Consider the following 14,228-nt stretch of genomic DNA (forward strand, 5'->3'; position numbering starts at 1 on the left):
GGATTATTAACCATAATCGTAAAAACTGGACCCTGTTGTGATCATGCAGAGTTCAGGTCGTGTTGGTTTCGCGTTTTGTTATGTCGCTTGTGGTAACGGGCGCGCTGCTCGGCGGGTGTGCCAAGCCACCCAGTACGCAACTGGAAGTCTCCAGCTTCAGTGCAAGGCCGGTTGATCGCGCCGTCGTCACCGACACGATCCTGCCCGGCTCGGTGCCGATTTCAAAGGCCCAGCCCATGCCCATGCGGGTGTTTTCCTCGACCCATCTGGCCGGCCGCACCATGGCGGTTGCCTCGACCACCGACATCGCGCTGCGCCCTGGCGAAGTCATCCTGACATTTGATGACGGTCCGCGCCCCGGCCGCACCAATGCCATTCTCGATACTCTCGACGAGTATGGGGTCAAGGCGACCTTCCTCATGCTGGGCAGGGCTGCGGAGGCCTATCCCAAGATGGCCCAGCAGGTCGCGCTGCGCGGCCACACCGTTGGCAGCCACACTTATGATCATACCGACCTGACGACGCTGACGCGCCAGGAAGCGCTGGATGATTTTGCTCGCGGTGAGCGCGCCGTGGCTGCCGCGTTGGCCGGCACTGGCGCGGCCCCGGCGCCGTTCTTCCGCTTCCCCTATCTGGCGCAGAGCGGGTTCCTGCGCACCAGCATGATGCAGGGAAATGTGGTGGTTCTGGATGTCGATATCGACAGCAAGGATTATTACAAGGATACGCCGGAGACGGTCGCCGCACGCACCCTGGCACGGCTCGATGCGCGCGGCAGCGGCATCATCCTGTTTCATGATATCCACGCTCGCACAGTCGCCATGCTGCCCGGCTTCCTCGCCGAACTGCAGGCCCGCGGCTATTCGGTTGTGCGTCTGGCGCCCAAGGATACCGGCATCTTCGGTCGTGACGTCATCACCGCCGATGGCCCCACGGTGCGGACCACGCTGTAGGCGACCGTCCCGTAGGTGGCAGGTCCCGGAGCGGTCCGGTGCCTCAGCGTACCCACGGCGTCATTCCCGCACAGGCGGGAATGACGCCGTGATTGCAAGGATTTGGCCGGCGCTGTCTGCCCAAACGCCTCAGTCCTCTTCGGCGTCTTCCACGTCGGTCAGGTAGACCGAGACTTCGACATCGATGTCGTGGCTGGCGATAGCCAGGGCCATGTGGGCGGGCAGGCGGGCTGACATGGCTTCGCCTTCCTCGGGGAAGTCGAAGGCGATATCGAGAACCGCCTTGCCGATCTTGCGGGCTTCCAGCAGGGCCGCGACGCGGGCGCCGGAGGCCTCGGCAAAGGCCAGGATGGCACGCACAGGGTTATCCTCGTCGAGATCGACCTGGGCGTAGTGGCTGTTGGCGGCGTCCTCGGGCTCGAATCGGCTGGTCAGAGCCTTCAGCTCGGTTTCCAGTTCGGCCTGGCTCAGCGTGACGCCGCTGAGGCGCAGGGCGATGGCAAAGGGTTCAAAGCTCGACATCAGGACCGTCCGGCAGTGGCCGCAAACAGCGCAATCGCGGCGGCATTAGAGACATTGAGCGACTTGATCGGGCCGGGCATATCTAATTTTACCATCTCGTCGCAGAGCTCGCGTGTGCGCTGGCGCAGCCCCTTGCCCTCGGCGCCCATGACGATGGCGAGCGGAATATCGCCGTCGCGGGGCTTGAGCTGCTGTTCACTTTCCGAATCAAAGCCCAGCACTAACATGCCGCGTTTCTTGAGAGTTTCGAGTGCGTCACCCAAATTGCGCACCTCGATCATCGGCACCAGGTCCAGAGCGCCCGAGGCGGACTTGGCCATGACACCGGTTTCGCGCGGCGAGTGGCGCGCAGTGGTGATAACTGCATCGGCCCCAAAGGCGCAGGCGGTGCGCAGAATCGCGCCGACATTGTGCGGATCGGTGATCTGATCGAGCACCACAACCAGCTTGAGCGGGTTGATGTCGTTGAGCCCGAAACGGCTGACCGGGTCGACTTCGAGCGCCGCGCCCTGGTGGACGGCGTCTTCGCCCAAGAGGCGATCGAGTTCCTTGGGCGTGGTTTCCTTAACCAGAACCTTGCCGATCTCCCCGGTTTCCTTGAGGCGATTCAGGGCGTTGGGCGTCGCCAGCAGCACCTTCTTGATGCGGTTGGGATTGTCCAGCGCGGCGCGAACCGTGTGCAGGCCATAGAGATAGACCGGGCCATCATCGGGATTGTAGCGCGGCTTGGGGGGAAATTTGTTGATGCTCATAGCGGCAGGCGTAGCGCCTTTAGGCAGGGCCAGCAAGCGTTGTGCGGGGTGTCAATTCAGTCAGCATGCTGGTTTTCTTGCTGGCAAGCTGGAACAGGTGTTGACACTCCTGTCACAGATCACCATAAACCGCCCGACGACGCGCTTCGGTGCTTCGTTGTCCCGCTCGAGAGACGTTGTCAGTGGAGGGGTGGGAGAGTGGTTAAATCCATCAGACTGTAAATCTGACCGCTTAGCGTACACTGGTTCGAATCCAGTCCCCTCCACCAACGTCCTCGAAGCCGGCCCCCGAAGTCCCTGAACTTCCGGGCCTTCCTGCTCAATACAGACAAGGCGGCAGTCGCCAGTCGTCCCCGTCCGAGAGGGTTCCTGGGCTTGCCGCTGCGGTGCGCATCAAAGCCCGGCGTTTCGCCCCATGCCGTCCTCTGCGATTCTTGTCGGCAATTGCTGCGCGGACGATTCTGGATCGGGGCAGTCACACCTATCCCCGGCGGGCTCCACACGACCGATGCTTCAAGCAGCTTGCTAGCGGCAGCAGGGGTGATTCTCAGGTGTCGCCATTGCGGGCAGGGCAATTATTGTCCCCCCATCCCGGGCGCGCCCGGCCGACACCCGGCAGATGGCTTCGACTACCAGTGCCGTGAGGAGGAGCAGATCTCGAACATGGTCCCGGCATTGGCCTGGTTGACCAGTTCCCAGCAGCCGCTGCGATCCTGACCCGGCGAATTGGGGGCCCGTGACAGTCCCGCCAGTGCCGGCACGATCAATGCCGCCGCAAAGGCCAGTGTGATAATCGCGCCGCGTGTAACCGAACCCATTTTTCCATCGCCCCCGTCTGTTGACTGGACCATGCAGGGTTCGACTTGAACTGCAGCTGATCTGGCCGTTCAGAATCCGTTCATCGACGAGACTGGCCGGGGGATGGCAGGGCGCCGACCGGAAACCCGGCGGGCGCGTTGGCTTCAGCGCGAGACCGTCATGCGGCGCAGGACATTGGTGCGGAAGTAGAAATGCTGCGCCAGCGCCCCGGCCACGTGCAAGCCGATCAGCGGCAGGAAGGCCAGCTGGATATAGACATGGGCGAGTGCGGCTGCCTCGACATGGCCGAACCAACCCAGCAGGCCTGTCAGCGGCAGGATGAACAGCAGCGCGTAGAAGATGAAGTGAATTGCGGTGGCCATAAGGGTCAGCGCCTTGCTCTGCCTAGGCGGGTGAGGCGGCGCCCCGCGCCGCAGCCGTATGAACAAACGCCATGTGGCCAGGATCAGAATGGCGATGCCGGCCAGGATATGGGGCAGGGGATTGATGCCTTCGGCCACCCCGCCCATGCGCGCAATCCAGGCCTGTTCCATGCCCGTATGCACAAAGAGCTGGAACAGCACCAGCGCGGCGATAATCCAGTGCAAGGATTTCTGGAGCGATGAGTAATTCTGTGGAGTGGCAGCGGCAGTGGTCATGGAGCTTGCTCTGAAGGGCATGGCGTGTCGGTGCCAAACAAGATGGTGCTGTCCATTCCGGGATGCAAGCCGGCTTCGTGCCGTTGGTGCGGGCATATTCGCCCACTCGGGCCGTCTGCCCATTGCCATCCAATTCTATCTTGGGTAGATAGCCAGCACTCGGATCGCCTGAACGGGCGGGTATAGCTCAGTGGTAGAGCAGCAGCCTTCCAAGCTGAATATGCGGGTTCGATTCCCGCTACCCGCTCCAGATCCTTTCCCACCCAATCGTGCTGTAGAGCGACTGAACCTGTTGGGTCGGTTCAACGCGTTCGATTGCACCTGTTTTGACAGTGCTTCGGCGATTGTCAGGTCGCTGGCCAAATCGTCGCGACCATCGACACGCGTCGGTCATGGTGTCGGTGGCAGCTAAGGGGTGGGGCGCGGACGGGCAGCTTATGGTGAATTGTCTCCGACAGCAGTCTGATTGGAATGCCAACCACCGCAGGCAGAACAGTCACTCTGCCTCGTCCATATTCTTAGGCTTGGTTGAGGTTCAGGTGATCAAGTACCGGACGCCGGCCTCTCATGGCGAACACTCTGACTAGGCGCACTTTGGAATGATGTTGGCGACGGACATCTCCGACTTCCTACGTAGCTCGAAATCGTCCAAAAGGTGCGAAGGACTCAACGTCTGGGGGCAAACATGCAAAGGGAGTTGGGTGCCGTTCGGCACGCAGAGCACGATCGCTTGGATCGGCAGCGCTTTGCTGCTGGCCTCGCACATTTTATAGCCAACTTGCGGGCAGGCGACGAAGGGTATGTTATCGGCCTAGAGGGGCCTTGGGGGTCCGGTAAGAGCAGCATAATTCACATGGTTCGTGAAGAGTTGCTGCACTTGGAGATGGTCAAGCGGTCAGCACTCCCCGTTTTCCATGGAGACACCGGGTCTGAGCTTGAGATGCATCGCCTACGATCCCTCGCACCCAAACATTTTGCCACCGCCTACGATCCCCTAACCGTTGATTTGCAGTATTTCACGCAGGATGTGGTAAATAGGAGGCACGCACAGCAGGCAGCCGAAGATCAGAAATTTGGGGTGGATCTCTACCGCTATTTCCGAATGTGCCGGACCATCCCAGACAATGGTCGCGTTATTTTCACCACGTTTGAGCCGTGGCTCATACCCGAAAGCTCTGAACTCGCCTCGGTATTCATTCGGGAACTGGCTCGATCCATAGGCGCCCGGTTGGGCCCCGAGGTGGAGGCTAGTTTTGCACAGTATTCGCAGGCGGTTTCGGAGCTAGCACCAATTGCAGGCGCCGCTGTCGACAGTCTGTATCCCGGCGCAGGAGCTGCGTTCAACGTACTCACTCAATGGTTTCAATCCGGCCATGCCTTACCGGCAACCTTAGAAGAGCGTAGGGCTGACTTAGAAAGAGCGCTGCAGCGGCTGCGTGGCCGCAAAGTGGTTATTGCGATTGATGACCTGGATCGCCTAACACCACGAGAAGCGTCCGAGATGGTTGGCTTGGTGAAAGGCTTAGGTCGCCTTCCCAATATCATTTATCTTCTAAGCTATGATGTCGAAAATTTAGAGAAACTTATACGACTTGGCACTCGACTCGATGGAAGAGCTTACTTAGAGAAAATTGTTCAGTATAAACGTAGTACGCCTCCTGCAAGCAAACAGGCACTTACGTCTCTGTTCAACGAATGCTTGAACGGCATTGCCCCGGACATAGTCAGCCCAGCAAGTGACCGATTGGGGGAGGTTTGGCGCGCAATTGTGCTGCCTGCACTGAAGACCCCAAGAGATGCCATACGATTGGGGAACATGTTTAGAGCGGGTTGGGATGCGGTGGGTGTGCATCTAGATGCATCCGATTTTCTGCTGCTCCAACTGACACATCTTGCAGACCCCGTACTGCACACATTCATTCGGGAGAACTTACGAGCGCTATGCGGCCTTGATCTTTCTCTGTTGGGAAATGAGCTAAAACATCTGGTCGAAAGCCAGCAGTTCGATACCAAGGAAGCCGCATCGATATTAGAATGGCTCTTTCCAGCGGTCGCACGTGTAATGAGTAGGCACAATCCTGGATCGAGCCAAAACGCGCGAATTGATCGCCGACTTCAAGTGTTTGATAATAGGCAAGCTTACCTAGAACTGATTGTTCCAGACGACGCCATCAGTTCGCTGGAAGTTCAGGAATTGCTGACATCGCCGGACCCAGCGAGAAAGCTCACAGAGATGCTGGCTAGAGCGGACAGCTCGGATCGGCCTGACGAAATTCGGGCTCAATTTCTCGATGATCTCCGGCAGCACTACGGCGATGGCACACCGATCCCGATCCCGATCCCGATGGCATTGGCCCTGGTCAAGGCAGCGCCGTCGCTTTTAGGAACGGATGACCCGCGTGCCGCAAATTTGCTGGACGACACAAATTCTACCCGTATTCAAAGCATTATTATCCGCGGTTTGCTGGCAACCCCCCCGGATGAGCGAGCATCCTTGTTGCTTACTCTTATCCGCGAGGCCGACGACCTCTCAATAGTTGCCTCTATCTGCCGAACGGCCCTAGGCCCATCTGCCAGGCCAATCAAGAGCACCGTGGATTTGGAGATGGCAGGGAGAGAAGATGAGGTTATCCGGGCGCTATTAAATAAGTTCAGAGCTAATAAAACGGTCTCATGGGTTTTCGATCAGACTATTCCTAGTGCCATACTATGGTTTTGGCGCGATCATGCAGGGGACGCCGAAGTGGTCGCGTTCCTTAAGAAGGCTGTTCGGAGTCGCCGCTACTTTCCCGAGCTTGTAAACTTTCTTGTTAGCGGCGTCAGAAGCACCGGGCGTCCCTCCTATTGGGAGTATGTTCCAGACTGGGCAAAGGAATTCGTCGACCTTGAGGTGCTGGACGCCAAGGCGAAGCGGCACCTCAGTTCGGACGATCCTGCAACAGTTGAGGCGGCTCGGCGATACATCAAAGCCAGAGAGACTCCGGAACACGGGCCGGCTGATCGACGGTCTTAATATTGAAATGCGCCCAGTTCCAGTGTTGGGAAGTGGGTACTTCGCGTCGGAAACACCCTGGCAACTTTGCCTACAAAAGGAAGGCCAGCATGACGCAGACGGCAGCTTTTGAAAAACGAATGCGCTTCGTGGATGACCGTAACGGGGTTGAATTCCGACAGACAGCAATGCGCCCCACGGAGGCGTTTTGTCGTGTAGGCCAACCGCTCGGTCTATTCCAACTCGAACCGGTACTCGCTCCATAGCGAGATTAGCCCACAACTAGTGCGTCCGCTTTTGAGCCGCGACGGCGGCGATGCCAATAACCGAAATGGGGTCGGCTGCAGGCCGTTGCCTTCGGGGTGACTTTCAGACTGGTCGCTTTTGGACAAGTCTATTGGAAAGCAGACGCTCATCCGTGGTCTAAAGTCGCGCTTGTTTGTCTATCTACTGCATATGCCCCAGCACCGGAAAACGGAAAAGCTGCCGGGTTTCCCCATGCTGTACCGGATGCAGCAGCCAGCTATTTCCCGCGAGTGACATATTCCCGCGAGTTACATAGGCAAGGGCGAAGCCAAAGAAGAAGTGCAGCACTATAGCGAAAACATCGATACGGCGGAGTTGGAAGCTACCTCCGCGGCTATCGCATTTTGACTCGCCGACAATGGCATCACTCTCCATGGATTATATAGACGCGAATAAGGAATTCAATTGTCGCGACAGTTAGCCGACCGCTCCACCTTGACGGGGGCCACCAATATTCTACTCTGACTTCAGAGGAAGCGGTCCACGCAGCAATATGCAACAAGATCAACAGGAACCGCGTTCCACGGGGAGGTTATCAGCGATGCTTAGACGCGTGATTTTCGTCACGGCTGCAAGCTTTGCGCTTGCAGGTTCAGGATTTGCCCAGAGCCAGATGCCCTTTGCGCTGGATTGGCAGTTCGAAGGACCGGCCGCTCCCTATTTCATGGCGCTCGAGAACGGCCATTTCGAAGCCGAGGGGCTTTCGGTCGAGATCACGGCGGGCCAGGGTTCACTGGATGCGATTCCCAAGGTCGCGACCGGAGCCTTTCCGGTGGGATTTGCTGACATGGCGAGCCTGATCAAGTTCCTTGACCAGAATCCCGACGCGCCAGTCACCGGGGTGATGATGTTCTACGATAAGCCGGCCTTCGCCATTGTCGGGCGCAAGAGCCTAGGCATCGAGGAGCCGAAGGATCTGGAAGGCCGCGTGCTCGGCGCACCGCCACCCGACGGCGCCTGGGCACAGTTCCAGGTCTTCGCCACGGCCAACGGCATCGACGTCTCAAAGGTGACGGTGGAGCCGGTCGGCTTTCCCACCCGTGAGCCGATGCTGGCGGAGGGACAGGTGGCGGCTGTAACCGGCTTCTCCTTCACCTCTTTCCTCAACAGCATTCGCCTCGGCGTTCCGGAAGAGGATATGACGGTCCTGCTGATGGCCGATTACGGCCTCGAGCTTTATGGCAATGTCATCATCGCCAATACCGAGTTCGCAAAGGAGAACCCGGAACAACTGACCGGCTTCCTGCGCGCTGTTGCCAAGGGGCTGCAAGATACGGTGAACGACCCCGGAGCCGGCGTCGACGCCATGGTGTCGCGCAACCCGGCGATGGATAAAGATCTTGAGGTACGGCGGCTCGAACTTGCGCTGCGCGACAACATCATGACCGACTGGGTGCGCGAGAACGGCGTTGGCGGGATCGATGAGGCACGGTTCGCCCGCTCGCTTGAGCAGATTGCCGTCACCTATGAGTTTATCAACGGACCAGAGGCGAGCCTCTATTTCGATGGCTCTTATCTGCCCGACGACGGCAGCCTCATGGTCGAGTGACCTCCAGCGATGAAACTCGAACGCCGCGCCAAGAGCGCGGCGCCTCCCCGCACCACCCATGATTGCCCTACAAGGTACTGAAAGTACGCGTGACCAAACTCATCGAGATCAAGGGCGTAAGCCATAGTTACAAGACTGCGGCCGGTCCCCTGCCGGTCCTGAAAGACCTGAGCCTGTCCATCGCCGAAGGCGATTTCTGTGCCGTTGTCGGTCCCTCCGGTTGCGGTAAATCCACCCTCACCCGGCTGATCGCCGGGCTCATGTTTCCCGACAGTGGTGAAGTTCTGCTGCATGGCGAACAGGTCAAATCCCCGCGCAAAAGCGTGGGCATGGCATTTCAGAACCCGGTTCTGCTGGAATGGCGTACGATCCTGCAGAATGTGATCCTACCGTTGGAGATCGTTGCGCCCAGGATGCCCAAGGAACAGAAGGAGGAGCGCGCCCGCGCGCTACTGGCCATGGTGGGCCTGCAGGGTTTTGAGGGTAAACGTCCGTCCGAATTGTCCGGCGGCATGCGCCAGCGCGCTTCGCTTTGCCGTTCCCTGGTCCACAAGCCTGACATCCTGATCCTGGACGAACCGTTCGGCGCGCTCGACGCCTTCACGCGCGAGGATCTTTGGCAACTCATGCACCAGCTTCGTATCGACGAGCCCTTCACCGCCTTGCTCATCACTCACGACCTGCGCGAGTCGGTCTATCTGGCCGATCAGGTTGTCGTGCTTTCGGGTCGACCGGCCACTACGCAATTCGTGCTCGATATCGACGTGCCGGGGCCGCGTCCCATCGACATGCTCTATTCGATGCAAGCGGTAGAGTGGCTGGCCCAACTGCGCAACCAGATTGAGATAGCGCAGGGTCGCGGCGGCGAAAAGGACATGACGGCATGACGCGCCACGATTTGCAGAAGATACTCAGCCCCATCATCGCCATCATCATCGTGCTGGCGCTCTGGGAGTTCTGGGTCTGGTACATGGGCTGGCCGACCTACAAGATGGCCGCCCCGTCGGACCTGTGGCCCGCATTCTGGCAGTATCGCGAGCTGTTTGCGATCAATGCGTGGCAGACTCTGTGGCGCACTGTGGTCGGGCTGGGGCTTGCGGTGGTTGTGGGCACAATCCTTGGCATGATCATGGGGCTCAGCCGTGTGCTGAATGACGCACTTTACCCCCTGCTGGTGGGGTTCAACGCGATCCCCAAGGCAACGGTCGTGCCGGTCGTCGCACTCATATTCATCGGGCAGCACGACTTCAACACCATCCTCGTCGCCTTCATGATCTCCTTCTTCCCCATCTCGGTTTCGATTGCCATCGGTCTTTCGACGCTGGAGCCGGAATATCGCGACATCCTGCGCTCGCTCGGCGCGTCCCGGCTCACCGTCTTCTGGAAGATTGCCTTGCCGAAAACGCTGCCGGAATTCTTCGGTGCCCTGAAGGTGGCGGTGACGCTCGCCTTCATCGGCACCAATCTGGTCGAGATCGTTGCGCCGCATGGCCGCGGCCTTGGCAGCCTGTTCGACTCCGGTCGAATTGCCTCAAACTATCCGCTGATGTTTGCGGTGCTAATCGCGCTCGCGGTGCTCGGTATTCTCCTCTACTATATTGTGGTGGCGCTGGAGCGCATATTTGCCGGCTGGGCAGAGCGTCGCCCGACATGAGATATCGAGAAAGTCGGGACCGTGGATAGCTGCTGACACGCAGCCAACAGCTACCAAGGGAAACCTGGGTAGTAGCGCTGACATGCGCCAAGCCCGGGACGGCGCGCTGGAACAGGTTTCATAAATTAATGGCGAATGGCAAAAATGGGGTCGTCTTTGGACGGGCTGCTATGGCTCGACGTTTTGCGCGCTCCTTGCGGCCGCGACGGGGTGGAGAGGGGACAGGCGGCTTCTGGCGCAAAGGGCCTCGAAGCTGGCGGTTGACCGGCCTGTCGCCGTGCTCGCCTTTAAACATACGGCACTTGAACAGGCAGTTCTTCGGATGTCAGGACGTCTGGTTTCTGTCGTGCGTGCCCGCTTTTCTGCGCAATTGTGCGGCCTGACTGTTGTGATCGGTGGGAGCGAAATCCGCCGCCAGTTCTCTTGACTTGATAGCTTGTTGAATCTGCCTCTCGGACGAGCGAGTCCAGCGATGCTGTGCTTTCGTCGGCAATGCTGAAGCCAAGACTGAGCCCTATCTGGACTGGTTGGCCGGTGCCGACTTCGTAGGGCTCCGTCAGTTCTCGATGGATATTACTGGCCAGAAGGCCTGGGCCAGACTCACTATCCAGTCCTGTCTGCAAGACCACGAACTCGTCGCCGCCGACGCGGGCGACCACGCCGTTCTGACCAACAACCTGACGCAGCCTCTCGGAGAGGGCCTGCAGGAGCCGATCCCCTGTCGCGTGGCCGAATTGATCATTGACCGACTTGAAGCCATCCAAGTCAAAAGCATGGACCGCGACAGAGCCTCCCCGATTACGCGGTAGAGCGTTGAACGCCTCCTGCAAGCCAAGACGATTATGGAGTGAGGTTAGTGGATCGAGCCGCGCCAGATTGGCCAGTTTCAGACGCATCGCGATGAGGCGGCTGGCATTCCGGTGAAGATGCGAAATCGTCTCCAAAGCGTTCAAGAAAAACAGCACGAAGACCGCAGCGATCATTAAGCGCGCGTCCTGCATGAACAGCAGCGCAGAGGTAATAGCCGGTGCCGCAGCGAACATCACCGCGCCGATCGCGATTACTGGGCGCACTGATATGCGGGTCGCGACGCCTGCGCAGTATCCAAAGAGCAGAGCGGTTCCAACCACATGCAGATGCGGCTCGGGCAGAGAAAACATGAGAGCGCTCAGGGCGCCGATAGGAGCCGCCATGCACCATGTCGCGATAGCGTGACCCACTTCGAACCGTTCGATGGCTCCAAGCGTGGGCGAACGAACGACCATGGTCCGGCGATGAAAGAGGATCAAAAAGACTTTGAGAACCGATGCCAGGCCCCCGAGGATTGTGAGGCCGAGGGCAAGTGCGGCGCCGGTCTGGCTGTAGGTGTAAAGGCCGATGCCGAAAAAGATCACCCCAATGGAAGCCGTAGGCAGCACATTTTCGGAAAGAGCCTCAACGAGGGCCTTGTAAAGATCGCTAGATTCAGTTTGACGCTGCATCAGTCGTACAGTGGTTGTTGCACCGATTTGCTCGATACCACGGCAGTTCTTTAAGGGACCTTTAGCCGCGACTGAAGGATGGCCCACAATTCAGGTATAGTTAAAGCAGAGGGTGTCGGGGACATGACAGGCGTGCTCTCGGGTCATAGTCCGACCTGGCGGCACAGGATCAGTGCCCGTCCAATACTGAGCGCTGGTATTTGACTCTTCTATTGCATCGGGCTGAATGGCCGCTATCAGAGATAGCCAAACTCGACCGCCAGTGGCAGTTTTGGGGTCGTATTCGGATCGGCTGAATAGGGGTGGAAAGGCAACCGGCGGCTTTTCGGCTCGGTTCATCGCAAAGCAGACTTGGTAGTTTTGCTCAGTCCACTACGCTTTGAACGTATTGGTCTAGGTGTTGCGTCCAAAGAGCGGGCTTGAACATCAATGCGTGACCCATGGGCGCCGCGACGAAGTTTCCCTCTCCACCTGCGGACCTGAATTGATCGGAGTTCCCCCTGCAGTGCGACATCCGATAATATTGGTCCTAACTGCCATGCAGCCAAAGGGTTTTCACCCCCGCTGGCGCGCCCCGCTCGAAAAGCTGCGGATTGACGATTTCATGGTTTGGACACCCCCTCCCGAGCCAGCCGCCGTTGAAGTTGATGGAGCCACGAAACGTATTGGGCCTCATCCCGGCATACGCGATAGCCAAAATACCTCCGCGTGAAACGCCCCCAATGAGAAGCCTTTCCTTGTCCACATCGGTTCGGCCGTGCAGATGGTCGACGACGGCATCGACGTCCTCAACTGCTCGTTCGAAGCCTGCAATCGCGATTTCAACGTCACAGGAATAGCCGGAGCCGTCTGAGTTAAGCCCCACCCCATATATACCGCCGGATCTCCCTCTACCCCTTCGTTGCGGGAACAGTGCCATCCAGCCGCGTTCGACAAAGTAGTTTGCCATGACCGCAGGAGCCACCGTTCTGGTGTAGAGCGATTTGTTCCGGCCATTCCCAGTGGAGCCATGGTGGAAGACGATGGTTGGATGCGGACCTTCTCCGCTGGGCTTCGCGGTGACTATCTCCAGAGCAACGCCAGGCTCACTTGAAGGTATGAAGGACTTTTGGAGTTTCATTGAGCCGGCCTCGATGTCTGCTTACGTCGCAGATATCACCTCGACTAATCGGCCGAAACGGGGTCGAATTCGGATCGGCTGAATAGGGGTGGAAAGCCGACAGGCAGCTTTTGGCAAGCGGCGCACCGAACCCGACATTCACAGCAGCAATTTTCTCTCCCTCCCTGTTCGACTGCGATGTAAGGCCATCATCGCCGCATCCAAGGACACAACTTTCGGGAGGCGTCGAAATTCAGGCTAGCCACTCGTCGTAGGACTGTGACGCAGAGCAAAAGGACACAGACCATGAAACTGAAAACTACAACCAATCTCACCCTTGATGGAGTTATGCAGGGGCTGGGCGGGGCCGAAGAAGACCGGAGCGGTGGCTTCGAACGCGGAGGGTGGGCCATTCCGATCATTGACCCTGTTGGCATGCAGTATCTCGATGAGGCATATGGTGGGGCGGGGGCGTTCCTGTTCGGGCGGCGGACTTACGATATTTTTGCGCGCTCGTGGGGCAAGTTCGAAGATACCAGCACAAGCGCCATTGCCGCTGCATTGAACAGTCGGCCCAAATATGTTGTGTCCAGCACGCTGACCGATCCGCAATGGGCGGGCACCTCAGTGCTGTCAGGTGACGTCGCTAATGCCATCCGCAATTTGAAGGTTCAGAATGAGGGCACTTTGCTTGTTCCAGGCAGCGGCAAACTTGTTCGATGGCTGTTAGCGCATGATTTGGTCGATCAGCTAGATGTGGTGATCTATCCGGTCGTTATTGGACAAGGCACACGGCTTTTCCCCGAAACTGGCCCAGACATTGCTCTTGAGCTGCTTTCCTCGCACACTAGCCCGGGGGGTCTGACGATGCAGAGCTACCAGCCCAAGGGGCGGCCGCATTACCAAACAGACACGCTCGACACTGATAAGATGTCTGAAGTCGGACGTGGCCGATCGCAAGCCTGAAGCCTTGGAGCGAAACGAGGACCCCGGCAGTGCCCGCCGGGCACACCTAGCGGAGACCTATACCCCCTAGAGTATGGCCGATGGTCTGCGTTCCATAGTGTGAGTTGTGCGGCCCCTAGCGGCAGCTTTTGGCATTCTAAACGGATGGTTTGAACGGCAGAAAAAGGGGTCGAATTCCGACAGACAGCAATGCGCCAGACCATCTACACAACCTACGGCGCGGAACATCTGCCGGGGCTGCTGGCCGACTTGCAGGCCTTCGATCCGGCCCGGCAGATCAAGTCCGTGAAATGGCTGCGCGCCATCGATGCGCCCGAAAGCCTCTCAGGCAAGATCGAATAACCTTCAGCCGCTGGTTCCTGCAGCTGTTGTTGTCCGATGAACGCCGATGTCTGGGCGCGATCCATCGCATCGATCGCCAAGCCGGCGCTGCCCCAAGTCCAGGTCAGATATGGGCGGACTGACCGGTTTGGGGCGCGGTGGTTTATTAGGAAGGC

General features: G+C 58.6%; 13 protein-coding genes and 2 tRNA genes. 9 read left to right on the forward strand and 6 right to left on the reverse strand.

Translation table 11 applies throughout. From position 1 onward, the window contains the following. The first annotated feature begins 59 nt into the window (after positions 1-59). Positions 60-953, forward strand: a complete 894-nt coding sequence (locus BUA69_RS03885) for a polysaccharide deacetylase family protein (protein WP_244468808.1) — start codon at positions 60-62, stop codon at positions 951-953. Between the two features lie 129 nt (positions 954-1,082). Here BUA69_RS03885 and BUA69_RS03890 read toward each other — a convergent pair whose 3' ends face one another. Beyond that, entirely contained in the window at positions 1,083-1,475 is a 393-nt protein-coding gene (locus BUA69_RS03890; RefSeq protein ID WP_046136701.1) for a hypothetical protein, read from the reverse strand. Beyond that, positions 1,475-2,227 (reverse strand): 23S rRNA (guanosine(2251)-2'-O)-methyltransferase RlmB, encoded by a 753-nt coding sequence (rlmB, locus tag BUA69_RS03895; RefSeq protein ID WP_046136702.1) that lies wholly within the window; start codon positions 2,225-2,227, stop codon positions 1,475-1,477. Before rlmB ends, BUA69_RS03890 begins: the two co-directional genes overlap by 1 nt. 184 nt (positions 2,228-2,411) lie before the next feature. On the opposite strand from rlmB, the gene BUA69_RS03900 reads away from it, so the two are divergent. Beyond that, positions 2,412-2,496, forward strand: a tRNA-Tyr gene (locus tag BUA69_RS03900). Positions 2,497-2,856: 360 nt separating this feature from the next. Here BUA69_RS03900 and BUA69_RS03905 read toward each other — a convergent pair. Continuing rightward, positions 2,857-3,045 (reverse strand): hypothetical protein, encoded by a 189-nt coding sequence (locus tag BUA69_RS03905; protein WP_046136703.1) that lies wholly within the window; start codon positions 3,043-3,045, stop codon positions 2,857-2,859. A gap of 144 nt (positions 3,046-3,189) precedes the next feature. After that, positions 3,190-3,684 (reverse strand): cytochrome b, encoded by a 495-nt coding sequence (locus BUA69_RS03910; protein WP_046136704.1) that lies wholly within the window; start codon positions 3,682-3,684, stop codon positions 3,190-3,192. 176 nt (positions 3,685-3,860) lie between these two features. Between BUA69_RS03910 and BUA69_RS03915 the strand changes: the two genes are divergently transcribed. The 5 genes from BUA69_RS03915 to BUA69_RS03940 all read left to right on the forward strand — a co-directional run bounded on the left by BUA69_RS03915 (position 3,861) and on the right by BUA69_RS03940 (position 10,185). Further along, positions 3,861-3,934: transfer RNA gene (locus BUA69_RS03915), tRNA-Gly, on the forward strand. A 435-nt stretch (positions 3,935-4,369) separates the two neighbouring features. After that, positions 4,370-6,697 carry a KAP family P-loop NTPase fold protein gene (locus BUA69_RS03920; RefSeq protein WP_046136705.1) on the forward strand — a complete coding sequence of 776 codons (2,328 nt, stop codon included), beginning with the start codon at positions 4,370-4,372 and terminating at the stop codon, positions 6,695-6,697. A gap of 826 nt (positions 6,698-7,523) precedes the next feature. Then, positions 7,524-8,531 carry an ABC transporter substrate-binding protein gene (locus BUA69_RS03930; protein ID WP_046136707.1) on the forward strand — a complete coding sequence of 336 codons (1,008 nt, stop codon included), beginning with the start codon at positions 7,524-7,526 and terminating at the stop codon, positions 8,529-8,531. Between the two features lie 89 nt (positions 8,532-8,620). After that, on the forward strand, positions 8,621-9,418 hold the full coding sequence (locus BUA69_RS03935; protein ID WP_046136708.1) for an ABC transporter ATP-binding protein: 798 nt from the start codon (positions 8,621-8,623) through the stop codon (positions 9,416-9,418). Continuing rightward, positions 9,415-10,185, forward strand: coding sequence for an ABC transporter permease (locus tag BUA69_RS03940; protein ID WP_046136709.1), 771 nt, complete (start codon positions 9,415-9,417; stop codon positions 10,183-10,185). The genes BUA69_RS03935 and BUA69_RS03940 overlap by 4 nt, the downstream gene beginning before the upstream one ends. A gap of 287 nt (positions 10,186-10,472) precedes the next feature. Here the strand turns inward: BUA69_RS03940 and BUA69_RS03945 are convergent, their stop codons facing one another. Together BUA69_RS03945 and BUA69_RS03950 are read right to left on the reverse strand one after the other, a co-directional pair. After that, positions 10,473-11,666 carry a GGDEF domain-containing protein gene (locus BUA69_RS03945; protein WP_046136710.1) on the reverse strand — a complete coding sequence of 398 codons (1,194 nt, stop codon included), beginning with the start codon at positions 11,664-11,666 and terminating at the stop codon, positions 10,473-10,475. A gap of 529 nt (positions 11,667-12,195) precedes the next feature. Beyond that, positions 12,196-12,786 carry an alpha/beta hydrolase family protein gene (locus BUA69_RS03950; RefSeq protein ID WP_244468809.1) on the reverse strand — a complete coding sequence of 197 codons (591 nt, stop codon included), beginning with the start codon at positions 12,784-12,786 and terminating at the stop codon, positions 12,196-12,198. A gap of 285 nt (positions 12,787-13,071) precedes the next feature. Between BUA69_RS03950 and BUA69_RS03955 the strand changes: the two genes are divergently transcribed. Continuing rightward, the gene (locus BUA69_RS03955; RefSeq protein ID WP_046136711.1) at positions 13,072-13,731 is read left to right on the forward strand and encodes a dihydrofolate reductase family protein; all 660 of its coding nucleotides are present in this window, start codon (positions 13,072-13,074) and stop codon (positions 13,729-13,731) included. A gap of 189 nt (positions 13,732-13,920) precedes the next feature. Continuing rightward, positions 13,921-14,073 (forward strand): hypothetical protein, encoded by a 153-nt coding sequence (locus BUA69_RS20895; protein WP_160300159.1) that lies wholly within the window; start codon positions 13,921-13,923, stop codon positions 14,071-14,073. The last annotated feature ends 155 nt before the right edge of the window (positions 14,074-14,228 follow it).

The organism is Devosia limi DSM 17137 (assembly GCF_900128975.1).
GTDB classification, from domain to species: Bacteria; Pseudomonadota; Alphaproteobacteria; order Rhizobiales; family Devosiaceae; genus Devosia; species Devosia limi.

Coding starts and splice junctions, on each gene's coding strand:
- BUA69_RS03890 (WP_046136701.1), bottom strand. CDS start 1,475: ATGTCGAGCTTTGAACCCTTTGCCATCGCCCTGCGCCTCAGCGGCGTC.
- rlmB (WP_046136702.1), bottom strand. CDS start 2,227: ATGAGCATCAACAAATTTCCCCCCAAGCCGCGCTACAATCCCGATGAT.
- BUA69_RS03905 (WP_046136703.1), bottom strand. CDS start 3,045: ATGGGTTCGGTTACACGCGGCGCGATTATCACACTGGCCTTTGCGGCG.
- BUA69_RS03910 (WP_046136704.1), bottom strand. CDS start 3,684: ATGACCACTGCCGCTGCCACTCCACAGAATTACTCATCGCTCCAGAAA.
- BUA69_RS03920 (WP_046136705.1), top strand. CDS start 4,370: ATGCAAAGGGAGTTGGGTGCCGTTCGGCACGCAGAGCACGATCGCTTG.
- BUA69_RS03930 (WP_046136707.1), top strand. CDS start 7,524: ATGCTTAGACGCGTGATTTTCGTCACGGCTGCAAGCTTTGCGCTTGCA.
- BUA69_RS03940 (WP_046136709.1), top strand. CDS start 9,415: ATGACGCGCCACGATTTGCAGAAGATACTCAGCCCCATCATCGCCATC.
- BUA69_RS03945 (WP_046136710.1), bottom strand. CDS start 11,666: ATGCAGCGTCAAACTGAATCTAGCGATCTTTACAAGGCCCTCGTTGAG.
- BUA69_RS03950 (WP_244468809.1), bottom strand. CDS start 12,786: ATGAAACTCCAAAAGTCCTTCATACCTTCAAGTGAGCCTGGCGTTGCT.
- BUA69_RS03955 (WP_046136711.1), top strand. CDS start 13,072: ATGAAACTGAAAACTACAACCAATCTCACCCTTGATGGAGTTATGCAG.
- BUA69_RS20895 (WP_160300159.1), top strand. CDS start 13,921: ATGCGCCAGACCATCTACACAACCTACGGCGCGGAACATCTGCCGGGG.